Annotated in this window: 18 protein-coding genes; 10 read left to right on the top strand and 8 right to left on the bottom strand. The window is 34.1% G+C overall.

The window, feature by feature from the left end; genetic code table 11:
- On the top strand, positions 1-413 hold a 413-nt coding region (locus P7122_RS05550), incomplete at its 5' end, for an OmpA family protein (RefSeq protein ID WP_278004780.1).
- A gap of 66 nt (positions 414-479) precedes the next feature.
- Here the strand turns inward: P7122_RS05550 and P7122_RS05545 are convergent.
- Both P7122_RS05545 and P7122_RS05540 read right to left on the bottom strand, forming a co-directional pair.
- Positions 480-1,028 (bottom strand): YciI family protein, encoded by a 549-nt coding sequence (locus P7122_RS05545; protein ID WP_278004779.1) that lies wholly within the window; start codon positions 1,026-1,028, stop codon positions 480-482.
- Complete coding sequence (locus P7122_RS05540) at positions 1,028-1,501, bottom strand: CYTH domain-containing protein (RefSeq protein WP_278004778.1); 474 nt, start codon at positions 1,499-1,501, stop codon at positions 1,028-1,030. The genes P7122_RS05545 and P7122_RS05540 overlap by 1 nt, the downstream gene beginning before the upstream one ends.
- Positions 1,502-1,531: 30 nt before the next feature.
- Here P7122_RS05540 and dinB point away from each other — a divergent pair, with 30 nt between their 5' ends.
- Positions 1,532-2,641, top strand: a complete 1,110-nt coding sequence (gene dinB / locus P7122_RS05535; protein ID WP_278004777.1) for a DNA polymerase IV — start codon at positions 1,532-1,534, stop codon at positions 2,639-2,641.
- 56 nt (positions 2,642-2,697) lie between these two features.
- Here the strand turns inward: dinB and pyk are convergent, their stop codons facing one another.
- The 5 genes from pyk to P7122_RS05510 form a co-directional block, all read right to left on the bottom strand.
- A complete protein-coding gene (gene pyk, locus P7122_RS05530) occupies positions 2,698-4,137 on the bottom strand; it encodes a pyruvate kinase (protein WP_278004776.1) in 1,440 nt (479 codons plus the stop codon).
- A gap of 4 nt (positions 4,138-4,141) precedes the next feature.
- Positions 4,142-4,618, bottom strand: a complete 477-nt coding sequence (locus tag P7122_RS05525) for an IPExxxVDY family protein (RefSeq protein ID WP_278004775.1) — start codon at positions 4,616-4,618, stop codon at positions 4,142-4,144.
- 135 nt (positions 4,619-4,753) lie between these two features.
- The gene (gene rnc, locus P7122_RS05520; RefSeq protein WP_278004774.1) at positions 4,754-5,497 is read right to left on the bottom strand and encodes a ribonuclease III; all 744 of its coding nucleotides are present in this window, start codon (positions 5,495-5,497) and stop codon (positions 4,754-4,756) included.
- A 7-nt stretch (positions 5,498-5,504) separates the two neighbouring features.
- Positions 5,505-6,755 (bottom strand): beta-ketoacyl-ACP synthase II, encoded by a 1,251-nt coding sequence (gene fabF, locus P7122_RS05515; protein WP_278004773.1) that lies wholly within the window; start codon positions 6,753-6,755, stop codon positions 5,505-5,507.
- Positions 6,756-6,767: 12 nt separating this feature from the next.
- Positions 6,768-7,001, bottom strand: a complete 234-nt coding sequence (locus P7122_RS05510) for an acyl carrier protein (RefSeq protein WP_008269813.1) — start codon at positions 6,999-7,001, stop codon at positions 6,768-6,770.
- Positions 7,002-7,183: 182 nt separating this feature from the next.
- On the opposite strand from P7122_RS05510, the gene purN reads away from it, so the two are divergent.
- From purN to P7122_RS05485, 5 genes are all read left to right on the top strand, one after another.
- Complete coding sequence (purN, locus tag P7122_RS05505; RefSeq protein WP_278004772.1) at positions 7,184-7,750, top strand: phosphoribosylglycinamide formyltransferase; 567 nt, start codon at positions 7,184-7,186, stop codon at positions 7,748-7,750.
- Between the two features lie 7 nt (positions 7,751-7,757).
- Complete coding sequence (locus tag P7122_RS05500) at positions 7,758-8,453, top strand: cyclase family protein (RefSeq protein WP_278004771.1); 696 nt, start codon at positions 7,758-7,760, stop codon at positions 8,451-8,453.
- An 8-nt stretch (positions 8,454-8,461) separates the two neighbouring features.
- Positions 8,462-9,103 carry a ribonuclease H1 domain-containing protein gene (locus P7122_RS05495; RefSeq protein ID WP_278004770.1) on the top strand — a complete coding sequence of 214 codons (642 nt, stop codon included), beginning with the start codon at positions 8,462-8,464 and terminating at the stop codon, positions 9,101-9,103.
- A 79-nt stretch (positions 9,104-9,182) separates the two neighbouring features.
- Positions 9,183-10,109 (top strand): PfkB family carbohydrate kinase, encoded by a 927-nt coding sequence (locus P7122_RS05490; RefSeq protein ID WP_278004769.1) that lies wholly within the window; start codon positions 9,183-9,185, stop codon positions 10,107-10,109.
- A 48-nt stretch (positions 10,110-10,157) separates the two neighbouring features.
- Complete coding sequence (locus tag P7122_RS05485; protein ID WP_278004768.1) at positions 10,158-12,056, top strand: amidophosphoribosyltransferase; 1,899 nt, start codon at positions 10,158-10,160, stop codon at positions 12,054-12,056.
- Between the two features lie 506 nt (positions 12,057-12,562).
- Here P7122_RS05485 and P7122_RS05480 read toward each other — a convergent pair.
- Entirely contained in the window at positions 12,563-13,171 is a 609-nt protein-coding gene (locus P7122_RS05480) for a superoxide dismutase (protein WP_278004767.1), read from the bottom strand.
- Positions 13,172-13,284: 113 nt separating this feature from the next.
- Here P7122_RS05480 and P7122_RS05475 point away from each other — a divergent pair, with 113 nt between their 5' ends.
- The 3 genes from P7122_RS05475 to P7122_RS05465 all read left to right on the top strand — a co-directional run bounded on the left by P7122_RS05475 (position 13,285) and on the right by P7122_RS05465 (position 19,173).
- The gene (locus tag P7122_RS05475; protein ID WP_278004766.1) at positions 13,285-16,416 is read left to right on the top strand and encodes a UvrD-helicase domain-containing protein; all 3,132 of its coding nucleotides are present in this window, start codon (positions 13,285-13,287) and stop codon (positions 16,414-16,416) included.
- A 41-nt stretch (positions 16,417-16,457) separates the two neighbouring features.
- Positions 16,458-17,651, top strand: a complete 1,194-nt coding sequence (gene kbl / locus P7122_RS05470) for a glycine C-acetyltransferase (RefSeq protein WP_278004765.1) — start codon at positions 16,458-16,460, stop codon at positions 17,649-17,651.
- A gap of 124 nt (positions 17,652-17,775) precedes the next feature.
- A complete protein-coding gene (locus tag P7122_RS05465) occupies positions 17,776-19,173 on the top strand; it encodes an OmpA family protein (RefSeq protein ID WP_278004764.1) in 1,398 nt (465 codons plus the stop codon).
- Positions 19,174-19,230 lie beyond the last annotated feature (57 nt).

Raw genomic sequence — 19,230 nt, 5'->3', positions numbered from 1 at the left:
TTGACGTTCAGATTTCTTTAGAGCCTATCGAGAAAATAATGACTCCAGATGAAATTGTACTTAACCCTATTTACTTCAATTTTGATAAATCTAACATTACTGCACAAGCGGCTTTTGAATTAGATAAGTTAATACAAATCATGAATAAGTATCCTGATTTAGTTATCAATGCTACATCGCACACCGATAGTAGAGGTACTGACTCTTACAACCAAAGATTGTCGCAACGTAGAGCTAAGAGCACACAACAATACGTTATCTCTAAGGGTATTGATGCTTCGCGTATCTCTGCTGAAGGTAAAGGTGAATCTGAGCCTAAAGTAGATTGTGGCGCTAACTGCTCGGATGAGCAACATCAACAAAACAGACGCTCTGAGTTTAAAATTGTTAGTGGTGCGCCTCAGCAACAATAATCATACTATACTCTAAGTTATAAATAAAAAAAAGCTCTGACTAAGTCAGAGCTTTTTTTATTTGTTCTAGCGTAAGGAAAAACCTTTAGCTGCCCACCAAGGATGCATTTCTATAACTAAGCGACCTGCTTTAACCATAGGATCAGCATTAGCCAAACTATCTGCCATTTTTAAGGTTGGCACATTATAAATTGTAATTCCTCTTATTTCTCCATCATCACCAAAAGGGCCAGAAATATCAGCATAACCAAGCTCATACATTTTTCCGAGATGTGCTAAATGTTCACTTTGTAATTGATTGGCTTCTTCTTCATTCTGGTTTCTAATCGGTCCATTCTTTAAAAAAGCAATAAAATACTGTTGCATCAAAGTTGTATCCTTTGTTTTTTCATCTACATAGTCAAACACCTTATAACCTTTACTTATAAGTTCTGCCTTTAGTTCTGCTACAGATTTGCTACGCTTCTCTGATGAATGTTCAATATTAGGTTCCTTTATAGACAAATCAACAGTGTCTTTTTTAACTTCTGTTTCTTTTACTGTTGTAGGTTCTTTATCATTCTTACAAGATGTTAAAGCACCAATTAACAGTATTGTTAGCAATACTTTTTTCATTATTTCCAGTATTTATAGGGTTGTTTACTTAATTGCGAATTATAATACCTTATATCTCCAGTAACCTCTTTTCCTAACCAATTTGGTTTGTCAAAATGTTCTTCTTTAGACATTAATTCTACCTCTGCTATGATTAAACCTTCATTATCTCCAAAAAATTCATCAACCTCAAAGATGTGGTTACCTATGTGTATTTCGTATCTTATTTTATCTATAATACCATTCTCGCACAACTTTAAAAGTTGTTCTGCTTCATCTATTAAAATTTCGGTTTCCCATTCAAAACGAACCAAACCATCATCAGATGATTTTCCTTTTACAGTTAAAAAACCTTTATTTTTTTTTATTCTTACCCTTACAGTACGATCTTCGTGTCTATTTAAAAATCCTTGTTTTATTGTATAACTTTTGGAGGCTTCTTTTTTAAAATCATTAGAAGTTACAAAAAATTTACGCTCTATTTCTACAGTCATTAAACGGTATTTAATGTCTAAATTTACACTATGCTAAACGATTTACCAATAAGAAAGATAATTCATGTAGATATGGATGCATTCTATGCTTCTGTAGAACAGATGGACAATCCTGATCTTAAGGGTAAACCCATTGCTGTTGGTGGTGGAGGAAAACGAGGTGTTATTAGTGCTGCAAGTTACGAAGCCAGAACGTTTGGTGTAAAAAGTGCCATGTCTGGTCGTTTGGCCGAAAAGCTTTGTCCAGAACTTATATTTGTTAGACCTCGATTTGATCGTTATAAAGAGATTTCTTTACAAATACGTAAAATCTTTTTTGACTATACAGACTTAGTTGAACCATTGTCGCTAGATGAAGCATACCTAGATGTTACTGAAAACAAAATAGGACTTCCTAGTGCAACTTTGATTGCGCAGAAGATAAGACAACGTATTTTTGATGAAGTAGGCTTAACGGCTTCCGCAGGCATTTCTATTAATAAGTTTATTGCCAAGGTCGCGAGCGATTACAACAAACCTAATGGACAAAAAACGGTTAATCCTGAAGATGTTTTTCAATTTTTGGAAGATTTAGACATTAGGAAGTTTTATGGTGTTGGTAAGGTTACTGCCGAAAAAATGTATCAAAAAGGAATTTTTACAGGCAAAGATTTAAAAGCCAAAAGTCTTGAGTATCTAGATAATAATTTTGGCAAATCTGGTCGCTACTACTATTATGTCGTTAGAGGCATACATCACAGCGAAGTAAAACCCAACCGTATAAGAAAATCTCTAGCAGCAGAGCGCACCTTTAGCGAGAATCTATCTTCTGAAGTTTTCTTGCTTGAAAAATTAAATCATATTTCTGAAGAAGTATCCAGGCGTTTAGATAAAAGTAAAGTGGCAGGAAAAACAATAACTCTAAAAATTAAATACAGCGATTTTACTTTGCAAACACGAAGCAAAACACTCCCATATTTTGTAAGTGATAAGTCTATAATTTTAGAAACAGCAAAAGAGCTCTTGTATCAAGAAAAACTTAACAATTCTGTTCGTCTTTTGGGAATATCACTCTCAAATTTAAATACAGACAAGACCAAAACAAAACCATCAATTGAAGATAAAAAGTCTGTTAGTGTGCAGTTGAAGTTTGAGTTTTAAACAAAAAAAAGGCTCAATAAAAATCATTGAGCCTTTATAATTTGTTATTATCTGACTTAGAAACTACAGCTTTCTATCTCTGTAACTCTAAGGGTATTTACCATACCTCTATCTTTAATAGGCATAGCAGCTAAACTAATTAACATATCGCCTACTTCTAAGTATCCTTTTTTACATGCTATAGCATTAACATCTTCTATAGTCTCATCTGTAGTTACAAACTTGTCATAATAAAATGCTTTTACTCCCCAAAGCAAGCTTAACTGAGATAAAATACGTCTGTTAGAGGTAAATACTAAAATATGCGCTTGAGGTCTCCAGGCAGAAATTTGAAATGCTGTATATCCACTATTAGTTAATGTTGAAATAGCTTTTGCATTAATCTCATTAGCCATGTTTGCGGCATGATAGCAAATAGACTTTGTAATGTAACGCTTAGTACGAATATGAGGTGGAGATTGAGGTACTTCTATTAAAGGAGAGTCCTCTACACTCTTAATAATATTAGACATTTGACGAATAACCTGAACTGGATATTGTCCTACAGATGTCTCACCAGAAAGCATTACTGCATCAGCACCATCCATCACAGAGTTAGCAACATCGTTAACCTCTGCACGTGTTGGCGTTAGGCTAGAAATCATCGTTTCCATCATTTGCGTTGCAATAATTACCGGAATTCTGGCACGCTTAGCTCTTAACACCAGTTGCTTTTGTATTAATGGAACTTCTTCAGCAGGAATCTCAACACCTAAGTCTCCACGTGCTACCATTAATCCGTCACAATAAGCTACAATCTTGTCTATATTTTCAACAGCTTCAGGCTTTTCAATCTTAGCAATAATTGGAATTTTGTGCTCACTGTGTTCTTTAATCAATGCCTCTAACTCCATTAAATCTTCTGCATGTCTTACAAAAGACAAAGCAATCCAATCTACTTCTTGCCCTATTGCAAAAATGGCATCTTCTATATCTTTTTCTGTTAAAGCTGGTTGCGATATATTGGTATTAGGTAAGTTAACACCTTTTTTAGATTTCAGTGGTCCTCCTTGTATTACCTTAGCTTTTACTTCTTTTTTACCATCTGTAGAAACAACTTCGAAGATAAGTTTACCATCATCTAATAAGATACGTTCACCTGGTTTTGCATCTTGAGGAAACTTCTCGTACGTCATATAGACACGCTCTTTGGTGCCTTCAAAACGTTTTCCTGTAGCAAAAATGATTTCGTCTCCTTCGTTTACTATAACTTCACCCTTCATTACGCCAACCCTTAGCTTAGGACCTTGTAAATCTCCAAGTATTGCTGCATTATACCCAAACTCTTCATTGAGTTCGCGTATCATCCTTATACGTTCTTTTACACCTTCATAATCAGCATGAGAGAAGTTAATTCTAAAAACATTAGCTCCTTCATCTAACATTGCTTTTAAGGTTTCCTTTGTACTTGTTGCTGGGCCTAATGTGGCTACTATTTTGGTCTTTTTGTTTGGCATCAATTCAAAAAATTAAATGATCTTTAGATTTTAATTCAGACGGATTAACTGTATAACTTGTTATGATCTGAGGTATACTTTGAAGCTTGTTTAATATAAGTTTATCGTTGACATTCTGAATTTCTTCTGAAATCTTTATAAAATAATCAACTTTTTTATATTCTGGAACAAGGTTGAATGTTTTCATAACTTTTTCGTTTGTTTGAAAAAGCCCAATACTATAAAGACTATCTTCTTCTTTTTTACAAACGTTAGACACTAGGTTCCATGTTACATACTGTGACGCATTATTCCACTCAAAAATACTGTAAGAAGATTTTAAATATTCCATATCTATATCTTCTTTTTTTCGTTGTAGTCTAAGCTCTAACTTTTGGTTAAGCAGATAGGCTAAACGATAATCTTCTAACCTACAATGTATAGCAATAAGCTTATAGGTATCATCGTAAAAATCATCAACCATAAGTTTATGTAATGCCATACAGTTACTCCTTTAATTGGTAAATATAGCACAATAATAGGTTGGCAATGTCAACTTTTGGTTAATCTTAACCCTTAAAATCTACGAAAACGTTGTAGATTTTGGCTTTAATTAATAATCTTAATTATAGTAGAGTTATATGTGCTTTGTAATTTGTTTTTGAAATGCAAAAAAAGCACGCTTGGAGGCTTTTTCTTCTGCTTTTTTCTTCGAAGTTGCTCTGGCCTTAGAAACCACTTTATTATTTATGCTAAGTTTTACAGAGAAATGTTTTAACTCGTCGTTACCTGTATCTTCATACACATCGTAATCAAAGGTGTTTTTTTCCTTTTGGCACCACTCTATTAATAAGCTCTTATAGCTAATTACCTTACCTTCTAAAGTCTCAATATCTACGTGAGGATTTATTACGCGATTATATAAAAATTTCTCACAATCTTTATAACCTCTGTCTAAATAAATAGCACCAACTAAGGCTTCAAAAAGATTGCCATGTATGTTGTTTCCAAAATTAGATTTTGGTATTCGGCTTTGCACTAAGTCTATAAGGTTTAACTCTTTACCCAGTTCATTTAGATGCTCTCTACTTACTACTTTAGAGCGCATTTTGGTAAGATAGCCTTCATCTCCATGTGGTACTTGCTCATATAGATATGCTGCTATTACAGAGCTTATCATAGCATCTCCAACAAATTCTAATCGTTCGTAATTAATAGGATTTCCTTTTTTATCCTTAATATTCATCGAACGATGCGTGAACGCTTTTATGTATAAATTTTGAGATCTAGGCTTAAAACCAAGGATATCTTTAAGTTTTAAAAAAAAATTCCCGTCATCGAATGAACGGGAATTTTTTAATATGTTACGAATGAAGTTCATTCGGGATTTAATCTAATTTTTTAAATAATACACAAGCGTTGTGACCGCCAAATCCAAATGTATTACTCATTGCTATTTTAATATCTCTTTTCTGAGCTTTATTGAGCGTTAAATTTAATTCTGGATCTATGTTCTCGTCTACTGTTTCGTGATTAATTGTTGGTGGTATAATACCATTTTCTAGTGCTAATATAGACGCAATAGCTTCTATAGCGCCAGCAGCACCCAACAAATGACCAGTCATAGACTTGGTAGAATTAATGTTTATGTTCTTTGCATGGTCTCCAAACACTTCTGATATAGCTTTTAATTCGGCAACATCTCCTAAAGGTGTGGATGTTCCGTGTGTATTAATATGATCTACATCTTCGGGTTTTAAACCTGCATTTTCTAAACAGTTTTTCATTACAGCAACAACTCCTATTCCATCTGGATGTGGAGCTGTCATATGATAAGCGTCAGAAGATAAACCTCCACCTACAACTTCTGCATAGATTTTAGCTCCTCTTGCTTTTGCATGCTCATACTCTTCTAAAACAATAGAACCTGCACCTTCACCTAATACAAAACCATCACGATTGGCATCAAAAGGTCTTGAAGCTGTCTCAGGGCTATCGTTTCGGGTACTCATAGCGTGCATAGCATTAAACCCACCCATACCTGCAATAGTTACTGCTGCTTCACTTCCACCTGTAATTACTACATCACAATGTCCCAAACGTATAGTGTTTAGGGCATCAATCATAGAATTGGCAGAAGATGCACAAGCAGATACTGTGGTATAGTTAGGACCCATAAAACCATATTTAATAGATATGTTTCCTGGTGCTATATCTGCAATCATTTTAGGAATGAAACGAGGACTAAAACGAGGTGTTCCGTCACCAGCAGCATAGTTAAGCACTTCTTCTTGAAATGTTTCTAAACCACCAATACCAGCTCCCCAAATTACTCCTACTCTGTATTTATTTATCGCATCTAAATCTAATTTTGAGTCTGCAATAGCTTCATCTGAAGCCACCATCGCATACTGCGAAAACTTGTCCATTTGACGCGCTAACTTTCTGTCAATAAAGTCAGTAACTTCAAAGTTTTTTACTTCACAAGCGAATTGCGTTTTGAACTTCTCAGCATCAAAATGTGTAACAGGTGCAGCACCGCTTTTTCCATTAACAAGACCATTCCAATATTCATCCTTGGTATTGCCAATAGGTGTAAGTGCACCTAGACCAGTAACTACTACTCGCTTTAATTCCATAAAAATAAAGTCTTATTTTGCTTCTTCTATGTAAGAGATAGCTTGACCAACTGTTGCAATGTTTTCAGCTTGATCGTCTGGGATTTGAATATCAAATTCTTTTTCAAATTCCATGATTAATTCTACAGTATCTAATGAATCTGCACCTAAGTCGTTAGTGAAGCTTGCTTCAGTTACAACTTCGTTTTCATCAACACCTAATTTGTCTACGATAATCGCTTTTACTCTTGATGCAATGTCTGACATAATCTTTTAATTTTAAGTTTTAATTAGAGGGCAAAAATAAAAAACTTTATTTTAAAATTCACCTTTACCGATAAAATGTGAGTTTTATTCTCAAATTTAAGAATAAGTCTTCTTGTTTTATCCCTAATTGTTAATAATTATTCTTTTTTTTGTTTCTGAATAATAAACCAATATAACTGTACATGAAACGTATTGTAATTTTTGCCTCCGGAAGCGGATCTAATGCTGAAAATTTAATTAAGTTTTTTCAAAACAGCGATGAAGCGTCTGTTATTCAGGTACTGACCAACAATCCTCATGCCAAAGTACTAGACAGGTGCAAAAACCTAAAAATTAGCGCATTATCATTCAACAGAATAGCTTTTAGCAAAACAGAAGATGTTTTAAATATTTTAAAAACCTCTCAACCAGATTTAATTATACTCGCTGGTTTTCTCTGGAAATTTCCTGAATTTATTCTTAATGAATTTAAAAATAAAGTGATAAATATTCATCCTGCTTTACTTCCAAAATATGGAGGAAAAGGCATGTATGGAATGCATGTTCATAATGCAATTGTAGCTAACAAAGAATCCGAAACTGGCATCACAATTCACTACGTAAACGAAAATTATGACGAAGGAGCTATCATTTTTCAGGCAAAATGCGACGTAAAAACGTCAGATAATGCCGAAGATGTTGCAGCCAAAATACATGAATTGGAAATGGAACATTTTCCTAAAGTGGTCAAACAACTTTTAAACTCTTAATTTATTGATGACTGAAATTATAGATTTAAGTCAAGATATATATGAAGGCATGCCTGTTTTTAAGGATTTGCCTCAAGTAAAAATGTCTATCCACAATACTCACGAAGAATGGGATGGCGAAGTAGATGCGACTTCAAAAACCGTTGCTGTGCATAAGTTAGAGCTTGGCGAGCACACAGGTACTCACGTTGATGCCATTAACCATATGGCAAAAAAGCACAAAGGGCATTCCATTGACAAAATGCCATTATCTATGTTTTATACAGAGGGTATTTGCATAGACCTCTCTCATAAAAGGTTTAGAGAGTTAATAGAAATTAAAGATCTTGAAGAGGCTTGCAAAGCACAAAATCTTTCCATTTTAGAAAATGACACCATATTAATATATACTGACCATTACAGAAAAGCATTTGGTACAGAAAACTGGAGCAAAGGCCCTGGCATTAGTGTAGAGGCTGCAAAATGGTTGGGAAATAAAAAAATTGCTGCTTTTGGCGTAGAAACAATGTCGCCTGGAGTTTCAGGAATTTCTAATAAGGAAGTTCATCATATTTGTGGAGAAATGGGATTTACGCATTATGAAAATATGGTTAACTTATACAAATTAATTGGTAGAGGACGTTTTAGATTTATTGGATTACCTCTTAAAATTAAAGGCGGAACAGGTTCTCCTGTAAGAGCTGTAGCTATTTTTGAAAGTTAGTACACACTATGTCAAAAAAGAAAAAGAAATATTACACGGTTTGGAAAGGCCATAAAACTGGAGTTTTTGAGAAATGGGACGACTGCAAAGCTCAAATCAAAGATTTTAAAGGTGCTCAATATAAATCTTTCGCCACTTTTGAAGCCGCAAAAAAAGCTCTTAAAGATGGCCCAAAAGATTACATAGGCAAATCCAAGAGTTTTAAAAGCGAACTCTCTGCAGAACAGCTCAAAAAAATAGGACAACCCAACTATAATTCCATTTCGGTTGATGCCGCTTCGTCTGGCAATCCTGGCAAAATGGAATATCGTGGTGTTGATACCAAAACAAAAAAACAACTCTTTATTCAAGGACCTTTTGAAGAAGGCACCAACAATATTGGCGAATTTTTAGCTATCGTTCACGGATTAGCATTTTTAAAACAGCATAATAGCGACCGAATCATTTATACCGACTCTAAAACCGCAATGAGTTGGGTACGAAAAAAAATGTGCAATTCTAAATTAGAACGCAACGCTAAAAACAAACCTGTTTTTGATTTGGTAGACAGAGCTGTAAAATGGCTGAAAGAAAACAACTACACTACTACCATCGTTAAATGGGAAACCAAAGCTTGGGGAGAAATTCCTGCGGATTTTGGAAGAAAATAATTTAATTTAGATGATGTCAAGTATGTTTCATCAGCAATATATTTTATGTACTTTTGCACCTTAATTCAAACTTACTTTAATGGGTAAATTAGTTATTGTTGGTACTGTAGCTTTTGATGCTATTGAAACACCTTTTGGTAAAACCGATAAAATCCTTGGAGGAGCTGGCACATTTATAGGTCTTGCTGCTTCAAATTTTAATGTAGATTCTGCTGTAGTTTCGGTAGTTGGTGGAGATTTTCCGCAAGAATATTTAGACCTTATGTCTAATAAAAACATTGATGTATCTGGAATAGAAATCGTAAAAGATGGTAAAACTTTCTTTTGGAGCGGTAGATATCACAACGATATGAATTCTAGAGACACATTAGCTACTGAGCTTAATGTTTTAGCTGATTTTGAACCTGTAGTGCCAGAAAACTATAAAGATGCAGAAGTTGTTATGCTAGGTAATCTGCACCCTCTAACACAAATGAGTGTGCTCAACCAAATGACAACAAAACCAAAGATGGTAATTTTAGATACCATGAACTTTTGGATGGATTGTGCATTAGAAGACTTACACAACACCATAAAACATATTGATGTTATCACCATCAATGACGAAGAAGCAAGACAGTTAACAGGAGAATACTCTTTAGTTGTTGCTGCAAGAAAAATTCATGAAATGGGTCCTAAATATGTGGTTATCAAAAAAGGAGAACACGGAGCATTATTGTTTCATGACGATAGCGTATTCTTTGCACCAGCACTACCATTAGAAGAAGTATTTGATCCTACAGGTGCAGGAGATACTTTTGCAGGTGGATTTGCTGGTTATTTAGCAAAAACAGGAGATTACTCTTTTGAAAACTTAAAAAATGCAGTAATCTACGGCTCTACATTAGCATCGTTTTGTGTTGAAAAATTTGGAACAGAACGTATGGAGAATTTAAAAACAGAAGAAGTGCATAGACGCTTAGAACAATTTAAGAGTCTAACACAATTTGATATAGAATTAACTTAAAAAAAAATCGACGCGCTTAATTTTTAGCGCGTTTTTTTATTACATAATATGAGTGATGCTTTAAAACACGAGTGTGGTATAGCGCATATAAGGCTTTTAAAACCTTTAGAATATTACAAGAAAAAATATGGTACAGCATTTTATGGTGTAAACAAAATGTACCTTATGATGGAAAAACAGCACAATCGCGGACAAGATGGTGCTGGTTTTGCCAGCATAAAACTAGACACTACACCTGGCGAACGCTATATTAGTAGAGTACGTTCTATAGCACAACAACCTATTCAGGATATTTTTGCTCAAATTAACGAACGCATTAATAAAGAAATGACTGCTCATCCAGAATATAAGGATGATGTAGAATTACAAAAAAAGAACATACCTTACATTGGCGAAGTCTTATTAGGACATGTGCGCTATGGTACGTTTGGAAAAAACAGTGTAGAGAGTGTACATCCATTTTTAAGACAAAACAACTGGATGCACAGAAACCTTATCGTTGCTGGTAATTTTAACATGACAAATGTTAATGAACTATTCAACAACCTGGTAGACATTGGTCAGCACCCAAAAGAAAAGGCAGACACTATTACTGTAATGGAAAAAATAGGTCATTTCTTAGATGATGCTGTCAGCAAAATCTATAAAGATCTAAAAAAAGAAGGCTATTCTAAGATAGAATGTTCCCCTCTAATTGCAGAACGTCTTAAACTGAGTAAAATTTTGAAGCGCGCTGCAAAGAACTGGGATGGTGGTTATGCCATGGCTGGCCTTTTAGGTCACGGAGACTCATTTGTATTAAGAGATCCTGCTGGTATTAGACCCGCTTACTACTATAAAGATGACGAAGTTGTTGTTGTTGCTTCAGAAAGACCTGTAATACAAACCGTTTTTAATGTTGCTTTTGATGATGTTAAGGAATTAGATCCAGGACATGCTATTATTACCAAAAAATCTGGCGAAATAAGAATTAAAAAAATCTTAGAGCCTTTAGAACGTAAGGCATGTTCTTTTGAGCGTATCTATTTCTCCAGAGGAAGCGATGCTGAAATTTATGAAGAGCGAAAAGAACTTGGTAGATTATTAATGCCAAAAGTCCTTGAAGCTATTGATAACGATACTCAAAACACCGTTTTTTCTTTTATACCTAATACAGCCGAAACATCATTTTTTGGAATGATTGATACGGTTGAAGAACACCTCAACGAGAAAAAAACAAAATCTATTTTGGCAGGTAACGGAAAACTCTCGGCAGAACGAGTAACCGAAATATTATCTGAAAGACCACGAATAGAAAAAATTGCTATTAAAGATGTAAAACTACGAACCTTTATCACAGAAGATAGTAGTAGAGACGATTTAGTAGCGCACGTATACGATGTTACTTATGGCGTTATAAAACCAACTGACAATCTTGTAATCATAGACGACAGTATTGTAAGAGGAACGACCTTAAAGAAGAGTATTATAAAAATGATGGATAGGTTAAGGCCTAAGAAAATAATAGTAGTCTCTTCTGCACCACAAATACGATATCCAGATTGTTATGGTATTGATATGGCTAATCTCGAAAGCTTAGTTGCCTTTAGAGCTGCACTAGAGTTATTAAAAGACAACAACCAATATCATATAGTAGAAGAAGTATATCAAAAATGTTTAAAGCAGGTTAACCTAAAAGACAAAAATGTGGTTAACTATGTCAAAGAGATTTATGACAACTTCTCAGACGAACAAATATCAGATAAAATTGCAGAGCTCTTAAGCGATGAATCTGTTAATGCTGAAGTAAAAATTATTTTTCAACCTGTTAAAAACTTACACAAAGCTTGTCCTAAAAATTTAGGTGATTGGTATTTTACAGGAGATTACCCTACAAATGGAGGTAACAGAGTGGTTAACAGAGCCTTTATTAATTTTTACGAAGGCAATAAAGAACGTGCCTATTAAGCTCAAAAACAGGCTTTTAGTCCGAAAAAACACGTAATTTGCCGATAAAAAATGCTTTTCGTCTAATATTTACGTCTTTTTTAACAAATTAAAATTACATTGGTATCACCATAACATAAGTAGGTTAAGTTCATGGTAGATTTGGGGCAAAAAAAGGTGAACTCTCTGTTCACCTTTTTTTATGGACTTTATTTAAAGTAATGCTTTAACTCGTTTTATGTAATTGATACGCTCTTACAAGCTCAATTTTACACAATAATAATAGCATCCACGCTTAGACTAATATATAGGTCGTTTATCCGAAAAATTTAAATATTAATTTATTGTAAACTTATATTTGACTCACCATAACATAAGTAGGTTAAGTTTATGGTAGATTTGGGGCAAAAAAGGTGAACTCTCTGTTCACCTTTTTTCATTTTAATCATTTTTATAAAAATTTCAATTTCATATTATAAAAAAAGCCAGACTATTAAGTCTGGCTTTTCTACTATGTAATAAAAATATTATTTAGCTTCAGCATAACGACGCTCAACTTCATTCCAGTTAATAACCTTGAAAAAAGCATCGATATAATCTGGTCTTCTGTTTTGGTAGTTTAAGTAGTAAGCGTGTTCCCAAACATCTAATCCTAAGATTGGTGTGCCACCACAACTAACGCCTGGCATTAGTGGATTATCTTGGTTTGGCGTAGAGCAAACCTCTACCTTACCTCCTTTGTGTACACATAACCAAGCCCAACCTGAACCAAACTGTGTTGCAGCTGCTTTAGAAAATGCATCTATAAACGCCTCTTTAGATCCAAATTCTGCTTCAATAGCATCTTTTAATTCTCCTGATAAATAACCTTTATCTTCAGGATTCATAACATCCCAAAATAAAGAGTGATTATAAAAACCACCTCCATTGTTTCTAACACCGGCATTATTCATATCTAGGTTAGTTAAGATGTCTTCGATAGATTTACCTTCTAAATCTGTTCCTTCGATAGCAGCATTTAACTTTGATGTATAACCATTGTGGTGCTTAGAATGGTGGATTTCCATTGTACGTGCATCAATATGTGGTTCTAAAGCATCGTATGCATATTTTAATTGTGGTAATTCAAAAGCCATAATGTTTATGTTTTTTAGTGTTATTGTTTCAATTTTAACAAATTTACAATTTTGAAAACAAGAAGTTCTAAATAAATTATTAAGATTCCCTATTTTGGTATAAAATTTATCTTTTGCAAGACTCAGCCTTCAAAATATACGATGCTTCTGCTGGAAGTGGTAAAACATTTACCTTAGCAAAGACCTATATTAAAATCCTTGTTCAATCTAAGAACAATGAACAGTTTAAATCTATACTAGCCATAACATTTACCAACAAAGCTGTTGGCGAAATGAAAGAGCGTATTGTAGAAATGCTAAAAGTATTTTCTCAGGTAGACAGCCTTACAGCTCCTCATCCTATGTTTAGCGCAATATGCGGTGAACTGTCTATAGCACCTGAATTCTTAATAAATCGTTCTAAGACAATATTGAAACACATCATGCACAACTATGGCGCTTTTGATATTTCTACAATTGATGGTTTTACACACAGAGTTATTAGAACTTTTGCTCACGATCTAAAACTTCCTGTAAATTTTGAAGTAGAGCTAGACCAAGAACGTCTTCTTAACGAAGCTGTTGATAATTTAATTTCTAGAGCTGGAAATAACGACATTTTAACACAAACATTAGTTGATTTTGCGATTGAAAAAGCTGATGATGACAAAAGCTGGGACATTAGCTACGACTTTAACAAAATAGCTAAACTTCTTGTTAATGAAAACGACTTAGAAGCCATTGAGACGTTTAAAAACAAAACGATTGAAGACTTTAAAACCTTAAAATCTACCTTAATAAAGGATAGCTCTGTAATAGAAAAGGATATTATAACTACAGCCGAGACAGTACTTGCTCTAATTGACGAGTGTGGCTTACAGTTTGATGATTTTAACAGAAAATCGCTTCCTAATCACTTTTTCAACTTAGCACAAGGCAATTTGGGTATTTCTTTTTCATCTGCATGGCAAAACGACCTAACAGAAGGTAATACGCTTTACCCAAAACGTGTTACAGATACAATTGCAAGCACCATAAACAGCATTCAACCAAACCTGGCTGAAGCTTTTCTAAAAACAAAAGATTTAGTTTTTGAATTAAAACTAAAACAAGGCCTCTATAAAAATATAACTCCACTCTCTGTATTAAATGCTATTCAGAAAGAACTAAACATCTTAAAAGAGGAGCAAAATAAAATGCTTATTTCAGAATTTAATAAAATTATAAGCAATGAAATAAAAGGCCAACCCACACCATTTATTTATGAACGTTTGGGCGAAAAGTTTAGACACTACTTTATAGATGAGTTTCAAGATACCTCTAATATGCAGTGGGAAAATTTGTTACCACTCCTAGATAATGCGCTCTCTGCATCTAATGGTTCTGCTATGCTTGTAGGAGATGCCAAACAATCTATCTACAGATGGAGAGGTGGTGAGCCAGAACAGTTTATCGACTTATATAACAGATCTAGCACACCTTTTCAGATTGAAGCAGAAGTACTAAGCTTAGATACAAACTACAGAAGCGCTAGAGAAATTATAGATTTTAACAATGCTTTTTTTCTGTTTTTGAGTCAAAATTATTTTAACGATAGTAGATATGCTGAACTTTACTTAAACTCTAAACAAAAGCCATTTCAAAATACAGAAGGTTATGTTAACATTGAGTTTTTAGACATTTCAAAAGAGGATAATGCTAATGAAATGTATACCAATAGCACTTTAAAAACTATTGAAGAATGCCTGAAAAATGGGTTTTCATTAGACGACATTTGTATCATTGTAAGAAAACGAAAAGAAGGTGTTGAGATAGCTAAATTCTTAAGTGAAAAAGGTATAAAAATCACTTCTTCTGAAACCTTACTATTAAAGAACTCTGACAAAGTTCAGTTTCTTGATGCTTTTCTAAAACTATTAATTCAACCCGATAATGATAGTTTAAAAATTGATGTTTTAACTTTTATTGCAAATCAACATAACATCGATGACAAACATTCATTTTACAGCGCTCATTTAGCCATTGGTTTTGATGAAATGCTCAAAAAACTTGAAGATTTAAATATCTACATAGACAAAAACAAACTACTACAAGTTCCTCTTTACGATCTTGTTGAAGAACTTATTAGAGCATTTAATCTTCACAACGCATCTGATGCTTTTGTTCAATTTTACTTAGATGTTATTTTAGAATTTACACAAAAGCAAAATTCAGATTTGTCGTCGTTCATAAATTATTTTGAAAAGAAAAAAGACAGTCTCAGTGTTATTTCGCCAAAAAATAATAATGCTGTACAGATTATGACCATTCATAAATCTAAGGGGTTAGAATTTCCTGTGGTTATTTTTCCATTTGCAGATCTAAATATTTATCAAGAAATAGAACCAAAAGTTTGGTTTCCTGTTGAGCAAAATAATTACAATAATTTTGAAACATTATTACTCAACTACAATAGTGATGTTGAACACTTTGGTGATGATGGCAAAGCGCTCTATGAAACTCGAAAATCTCAATTAGAATTAGACAACATTAATCTTCTGTATGTAACTTTAACCAGAGCTGTAGAGCAGTTACATATCATAACAAAAAAAGATATTAGCACTAAAGGTGTTGTGAGCGAAAAAACATATGCTGGTATGTTTATTTCTTATTTACAAGATAGAGGATTATGGTCAGACAGCACGCTTACATACAATTTTGGCACTTCAAAAAATCTAAACCAAAAAACAGAACCAGAAGCAGACACAACTTCTATTGATTTAATCTCTGTACCAAAAGAAGATCATAATTTAAAAATCATAACAAAAGCCGGCCAACTTTGGGATACCAAACAAGGAAAAGCTATAGAACGTGGTAATTTGGTGCATCTTTTACTCTCTAAAATCGTAACACAAGAAGATATTGACTTTGCCATTGACGATTTATTAGCTTCTGGCGATATAACAGCCTCAGATGAAGAAGCTCTTAGAACAATTGTAATGCAAGTTATAGAACATCCAAAAATTAAATTATACTATAACAACGACCACAAAGTTTACAACGAAAGAGATATTGTAACACCATCTGGAGAACTGCATAGACCAGATCGTATCAATATCAATCAAAAAAATGAAGTTACAATAATTGACTACAAAACGGGAGATCAAATGGCATCTCACAAATCTCAACTCAACACTTATGCTTCTGTTCTAAAAACAATGAACCATGATGTAACTTGCAAATTTCTTGTTTACATAAATGAAACTGTTGAAGTTGTTGAAGTCTAATTTCAAGATAGTATCTTTGCGAAACAACTAACACAAAAATTATGTACGGAAATATTAAAGCTCATTTACAACAAGAAATTGAAGCTATTAAAGACGCAGGTCTTTTTAAAGAAGAACGAATTATCACTTCGCCTCAAGGTGCAGAAATTACTTTAAACACAGGGCAAAAAGTCCTTAACTTTTGTGCAAATAACTACTTAGGACTTTCTTCTCATCCTGAAGTTATAAAAGCCGCTCAAGAAACTTTAGATACTCATGGATTTGGAATGTCATCTGTTCGGTTTATATGCGGTACGCAAGACATACACAAAGAATTAGAACAAAAAATAGCGGATTTTTATGGTACTGAAGACACCATTTTATACGCAGCTGCTTTTGATGCAAATGGAGGAGTCTTTGAACCACTTTTAACTGCAGAAGACGCTATTATTTCCGATTCTTTAAATCATGCCTCTATTATTGATGGAGTAAGATTATGTAAAGCTGCAAGATATCGCTACCAAAATAATGATATGGCAGACTTAGAAAAGCAACTCATTGCTGCTAATGAAAATGGAGCGCGCTTTAAAATCATTGTTACTGATGGCGTATTCTCTATGGACGGATTAGTAGCTCCTTTAGACAAGATTTGTGATTTAGCAGATAAATACGATGCCATGGTAATGATTGATGAATGCCATGCTGCTGGTTTTATTGGTGAAACAGGAATTGGTACACTTGAAGAAAAAGGAGTTCTAGGAAGAATTGATATTATCACTGGAACACTTGGCAAAGCGTTAGGTGGAGCAATGGGCGGATACACAACAGCCAAAAAAGAAGTTATTGAAATTTTACGTCAGCGTTCTCGTCCGTATTTATTTTCAAACTCTTTAGCTCCTGCAATTGTTGGTGCTTCTATCAAAGTTTTTGATATGCTTAAAAACGATACTGCACTTAGAGATAAAGTAGACTGGAATACTAAATATTTCAAAAAAGGAATGAAAGACGCTGGTTTTGATATCGTTGACGGAGATTCTGCTATCGTACCTGTAATGCTATATGATGCTAAGTTGTCTCAAACAATGGCAAATATGCTTTTAGAGGAAGGAGTATATGTAATTGGCTTCTTTTATCCTGTTGTTCCTAAGGAAAAAGCAAGAATCCGCGTACAACTTTCAGCAGCACATTCTAAGGAACAATTAGACAAAGCCATCACCGCTTTTATTAAAGTTGGGAAGAAATTAGAAGTTATTTAAAATCGTTACAAACTCTTTATTTTAGGGCGTTATAACAATATTTTTATATATTTGTCTTTGTTAATAACATTTAACAACTTACATTTGTCAACAATTAACACTTAAAATTAAAATTAATTAGAATATGAAAAATCTTAGCAGATTACTTTTTGTAGTAGTGCTTCTTACGAGCTTTAGTACTACAAATGCCCAAGACAAGAACAATCCGTGGGCAGTAACAATTGGTACTAACGCAGTTGATTTATATCCTGTAGGTGAAGACATGCCTCAAGGTGACTACTTTGACGAATACTTCAATGTTACTGATCACTGGAATATTTTCCCTTCTTTATCTACAATTTCTGTATCTAGATACTTAAGCGATGGATTTACTTTCACAGCTACGGGATCATTAAACAGAATTGACAAAGTAGGTTCTTTTTCAGATCCTTTAACAGGTGTAGAAACTACTGCTACTGCAAACGACTTAACTTACTACGGTTTAGATGGTAGAGTTTCTTACAGTTTCATGAACTTAATTAACTCAAAAACTATTGATCCATATCTTGGTGTTGGTGGTGGTTATACTTGGGTTGACGACATAGGTGCTGGTACTTTAAACGGTTCTTTAGGTTTTAGAGTATGGTTTACTGAAAAATTAGGTCTTGATGTTAACTCAACTTACAAGCACGCATTTGAAGATTATTTACCAAAGCATTTCCAACACTCAGTTGGTCTAGTACTTAAGTTTGGTGGTACTGATACTGATGGTGATGGTATCTATGACCAAGACGATGCTTGTCCAGAAGAAGCTGGTTTAGAAATCTTCAACGGTTGTCCAGATTCAGATAACGATGGTATCCAAGATTCTAAAGATGATTGTCCTAACACTGCTGGTTTAGCTGAATTTAACGGTTGTCCAGATTCTGATGGTGACGGTGTAATGGATAAAGACGATAACTGTCCAGATGTTGCTGGTTTAAAATCTTTAGCTGGTTGTCCAGATGCTGACGGTGACGGTGTTGCTGATGGTGATGATAACTGTCCTAATGAAGCTGGTCCTGCTGCTAACAACGGTTGCCCTTGGCCAGATACTGACGGTGATGGTATCTTAGACAAAGATGACAAGTGTCCTAACGAAGCTGGTGTAGCATCTAACAACGGTTGTCCAGAAGTTAAGCCTACAGAAGAGGTTATGGAAACTTTAAACAGCTACTCTAGATCTATCTTATTCCAATCAGGTAAGGCTACTTTCCAAAAGCAAACTGACCAAGTATTACAAGCAATGGTTGCCATCTTTAAGCAATATCCACAAGCTAACTTCTCTATAGAAGGTCATACTGATAGTGATGGTCCTAAAAAAATGAACCAATCTTTATCAGAAAGAAGAGCTAACGCAGTAAGAGATTACTTAATCGCTAACGGAATTAGCGCTGAGAGATTAACTGCTAAAGGATATGGTGAAGAAAACCCAATTGCTAGCAATAACACAAGAGCTGGTAAAAAAGAAAACAGACGTGTAGAAGTTAAGTTGAAAAACTAATTATAATACACTCTAAAATATATTTGAAAAACGCTCCGAAATTCGGAGCGTTTTTTA

Source organism: Winogradskyella marincola, from assembly GCF_029624125.1.
Taxonomy (GTDB): domain Bacteria; phylum Bacteroidota; class Bacteroidia; order Flavobacteriales; family Flavobacteriaceae; genus Winogradskyella; species Winogradskyella marincola.
Note: the sequence above shows the minus strand (reverse complement) of the source record. Positions and strands in the feature narration are given on the sequence as shown.

Excerpts from the sequence above, each read along its gene's own strand:
- P7122_RS05525 (WP_278004775.1), bottom strand. The coding sequence starts at position 4,618 with ATGGCATTACATAAACTTATGGTTGATGATTTTTACGATGATACCTAT.
- rnc (WP_278004774.1), bottom strand. The coding sequence starts at position 5,497 with ATGAACTTCATTCGTAACATATTAAAAAATTCCCGTTCATTCGATGAC.
- P7122_RS05500 (WP_278004771.1), top strand. The coding sequence starts at position 7,758 with ATGACTGAAATTATAGATTTAAGTCAAGATATATATGAAGGCATGCCT.
- purN (WP_278004772.1), top strand. The coding sequence starts at position 7,184 with ATGAAACGTATTGTAATTTTTGCCTCCGGAAGCGGATCTAATGCTGAA.
- P7122_RS05490 (WP_278004769.1), top strand. The coding sequence starts at position 9,183 with ATGGGTAAATTAGTTATTGTTGGTACTGTAGCTTTTGATGCTATTGAA.
- P7122_RS05540 (WP_278004778.1), bottom strand. The coding sequence starts at position 1,501 with ATGACTGTAGAAATAGAGCGTAAATTTTTTGTAACTTCTAATGATTTT.
- P7122_RS05480 (WP_278004767.1), bottom strand. The coding sequence starts at position 13,171 with ATGGCTTTTGAATTACCACAATTAAAATATGCATACGATGCTTTAGAA.
- fabF (WP_278004773.1), bottom strand. The coding sequence starts at position 6,755 with ATGGAATTAAAGCGAGTAGTAGTTACTGGTCTAGGTGCACTTACACCT.
- dinB (WP_278004777.1), top strand. The coding sequence starts at position 1,532 with ATGCTAAACGATTTACCAATAAGAAAGATAATTCATGTAGATATGGAT.
- P7122_RS05510 (WP_008269813.1), bottom strand. The coding sequence starts at position 7,001 with ATGTCAGACATTGCATCAAGAGTAAAAGCGATTATCGTAGACAAATTA.
- P7122_RS05495 (WP_278004770.1), top strand. The coding sequence starts at position 8,462 with ATGTCAAAAAAGAAAAAGAAATATTACACGGTTTGGAAAGGCCATAAA.
- kbl (WP_278004765.1), top strand. The coding sequence starts at position 16,458 with ATGTACGGAAATATTAAAGCTCATTTACAACAAGAAATTGAAGCTATT.
- P7122_RS05465 (WP_278004764.1), top strand. The coding sequence starts at position 17,776 with ATGAAAAATCTTAGCAGATTACTTTTTGTAGTAGTGCTTCTTACGAGC.
- P7122_RS05485 (WP_278004768.1), top strand. The coding sequence starts at position 10,158 with ATGAGTGATGCTTTAAAACACGAGTGTGGTATAGCGCATATAAGGCTT.
- pyk (WP_278004776.1), bottom strand. The coding sequence starts at position 4,137 with ATGCCAAACAAAAAGACCAAAATAGTAGCCACATTAGGCCCAGCAACA.
- P7122_RS05545 (WP_278004779.1), bottom strand. The coding sequence starts at position 1,028 with ATGAAAAAAGTATTGCTAACAATACTGTTAATTGGTGCTTTAACATCT.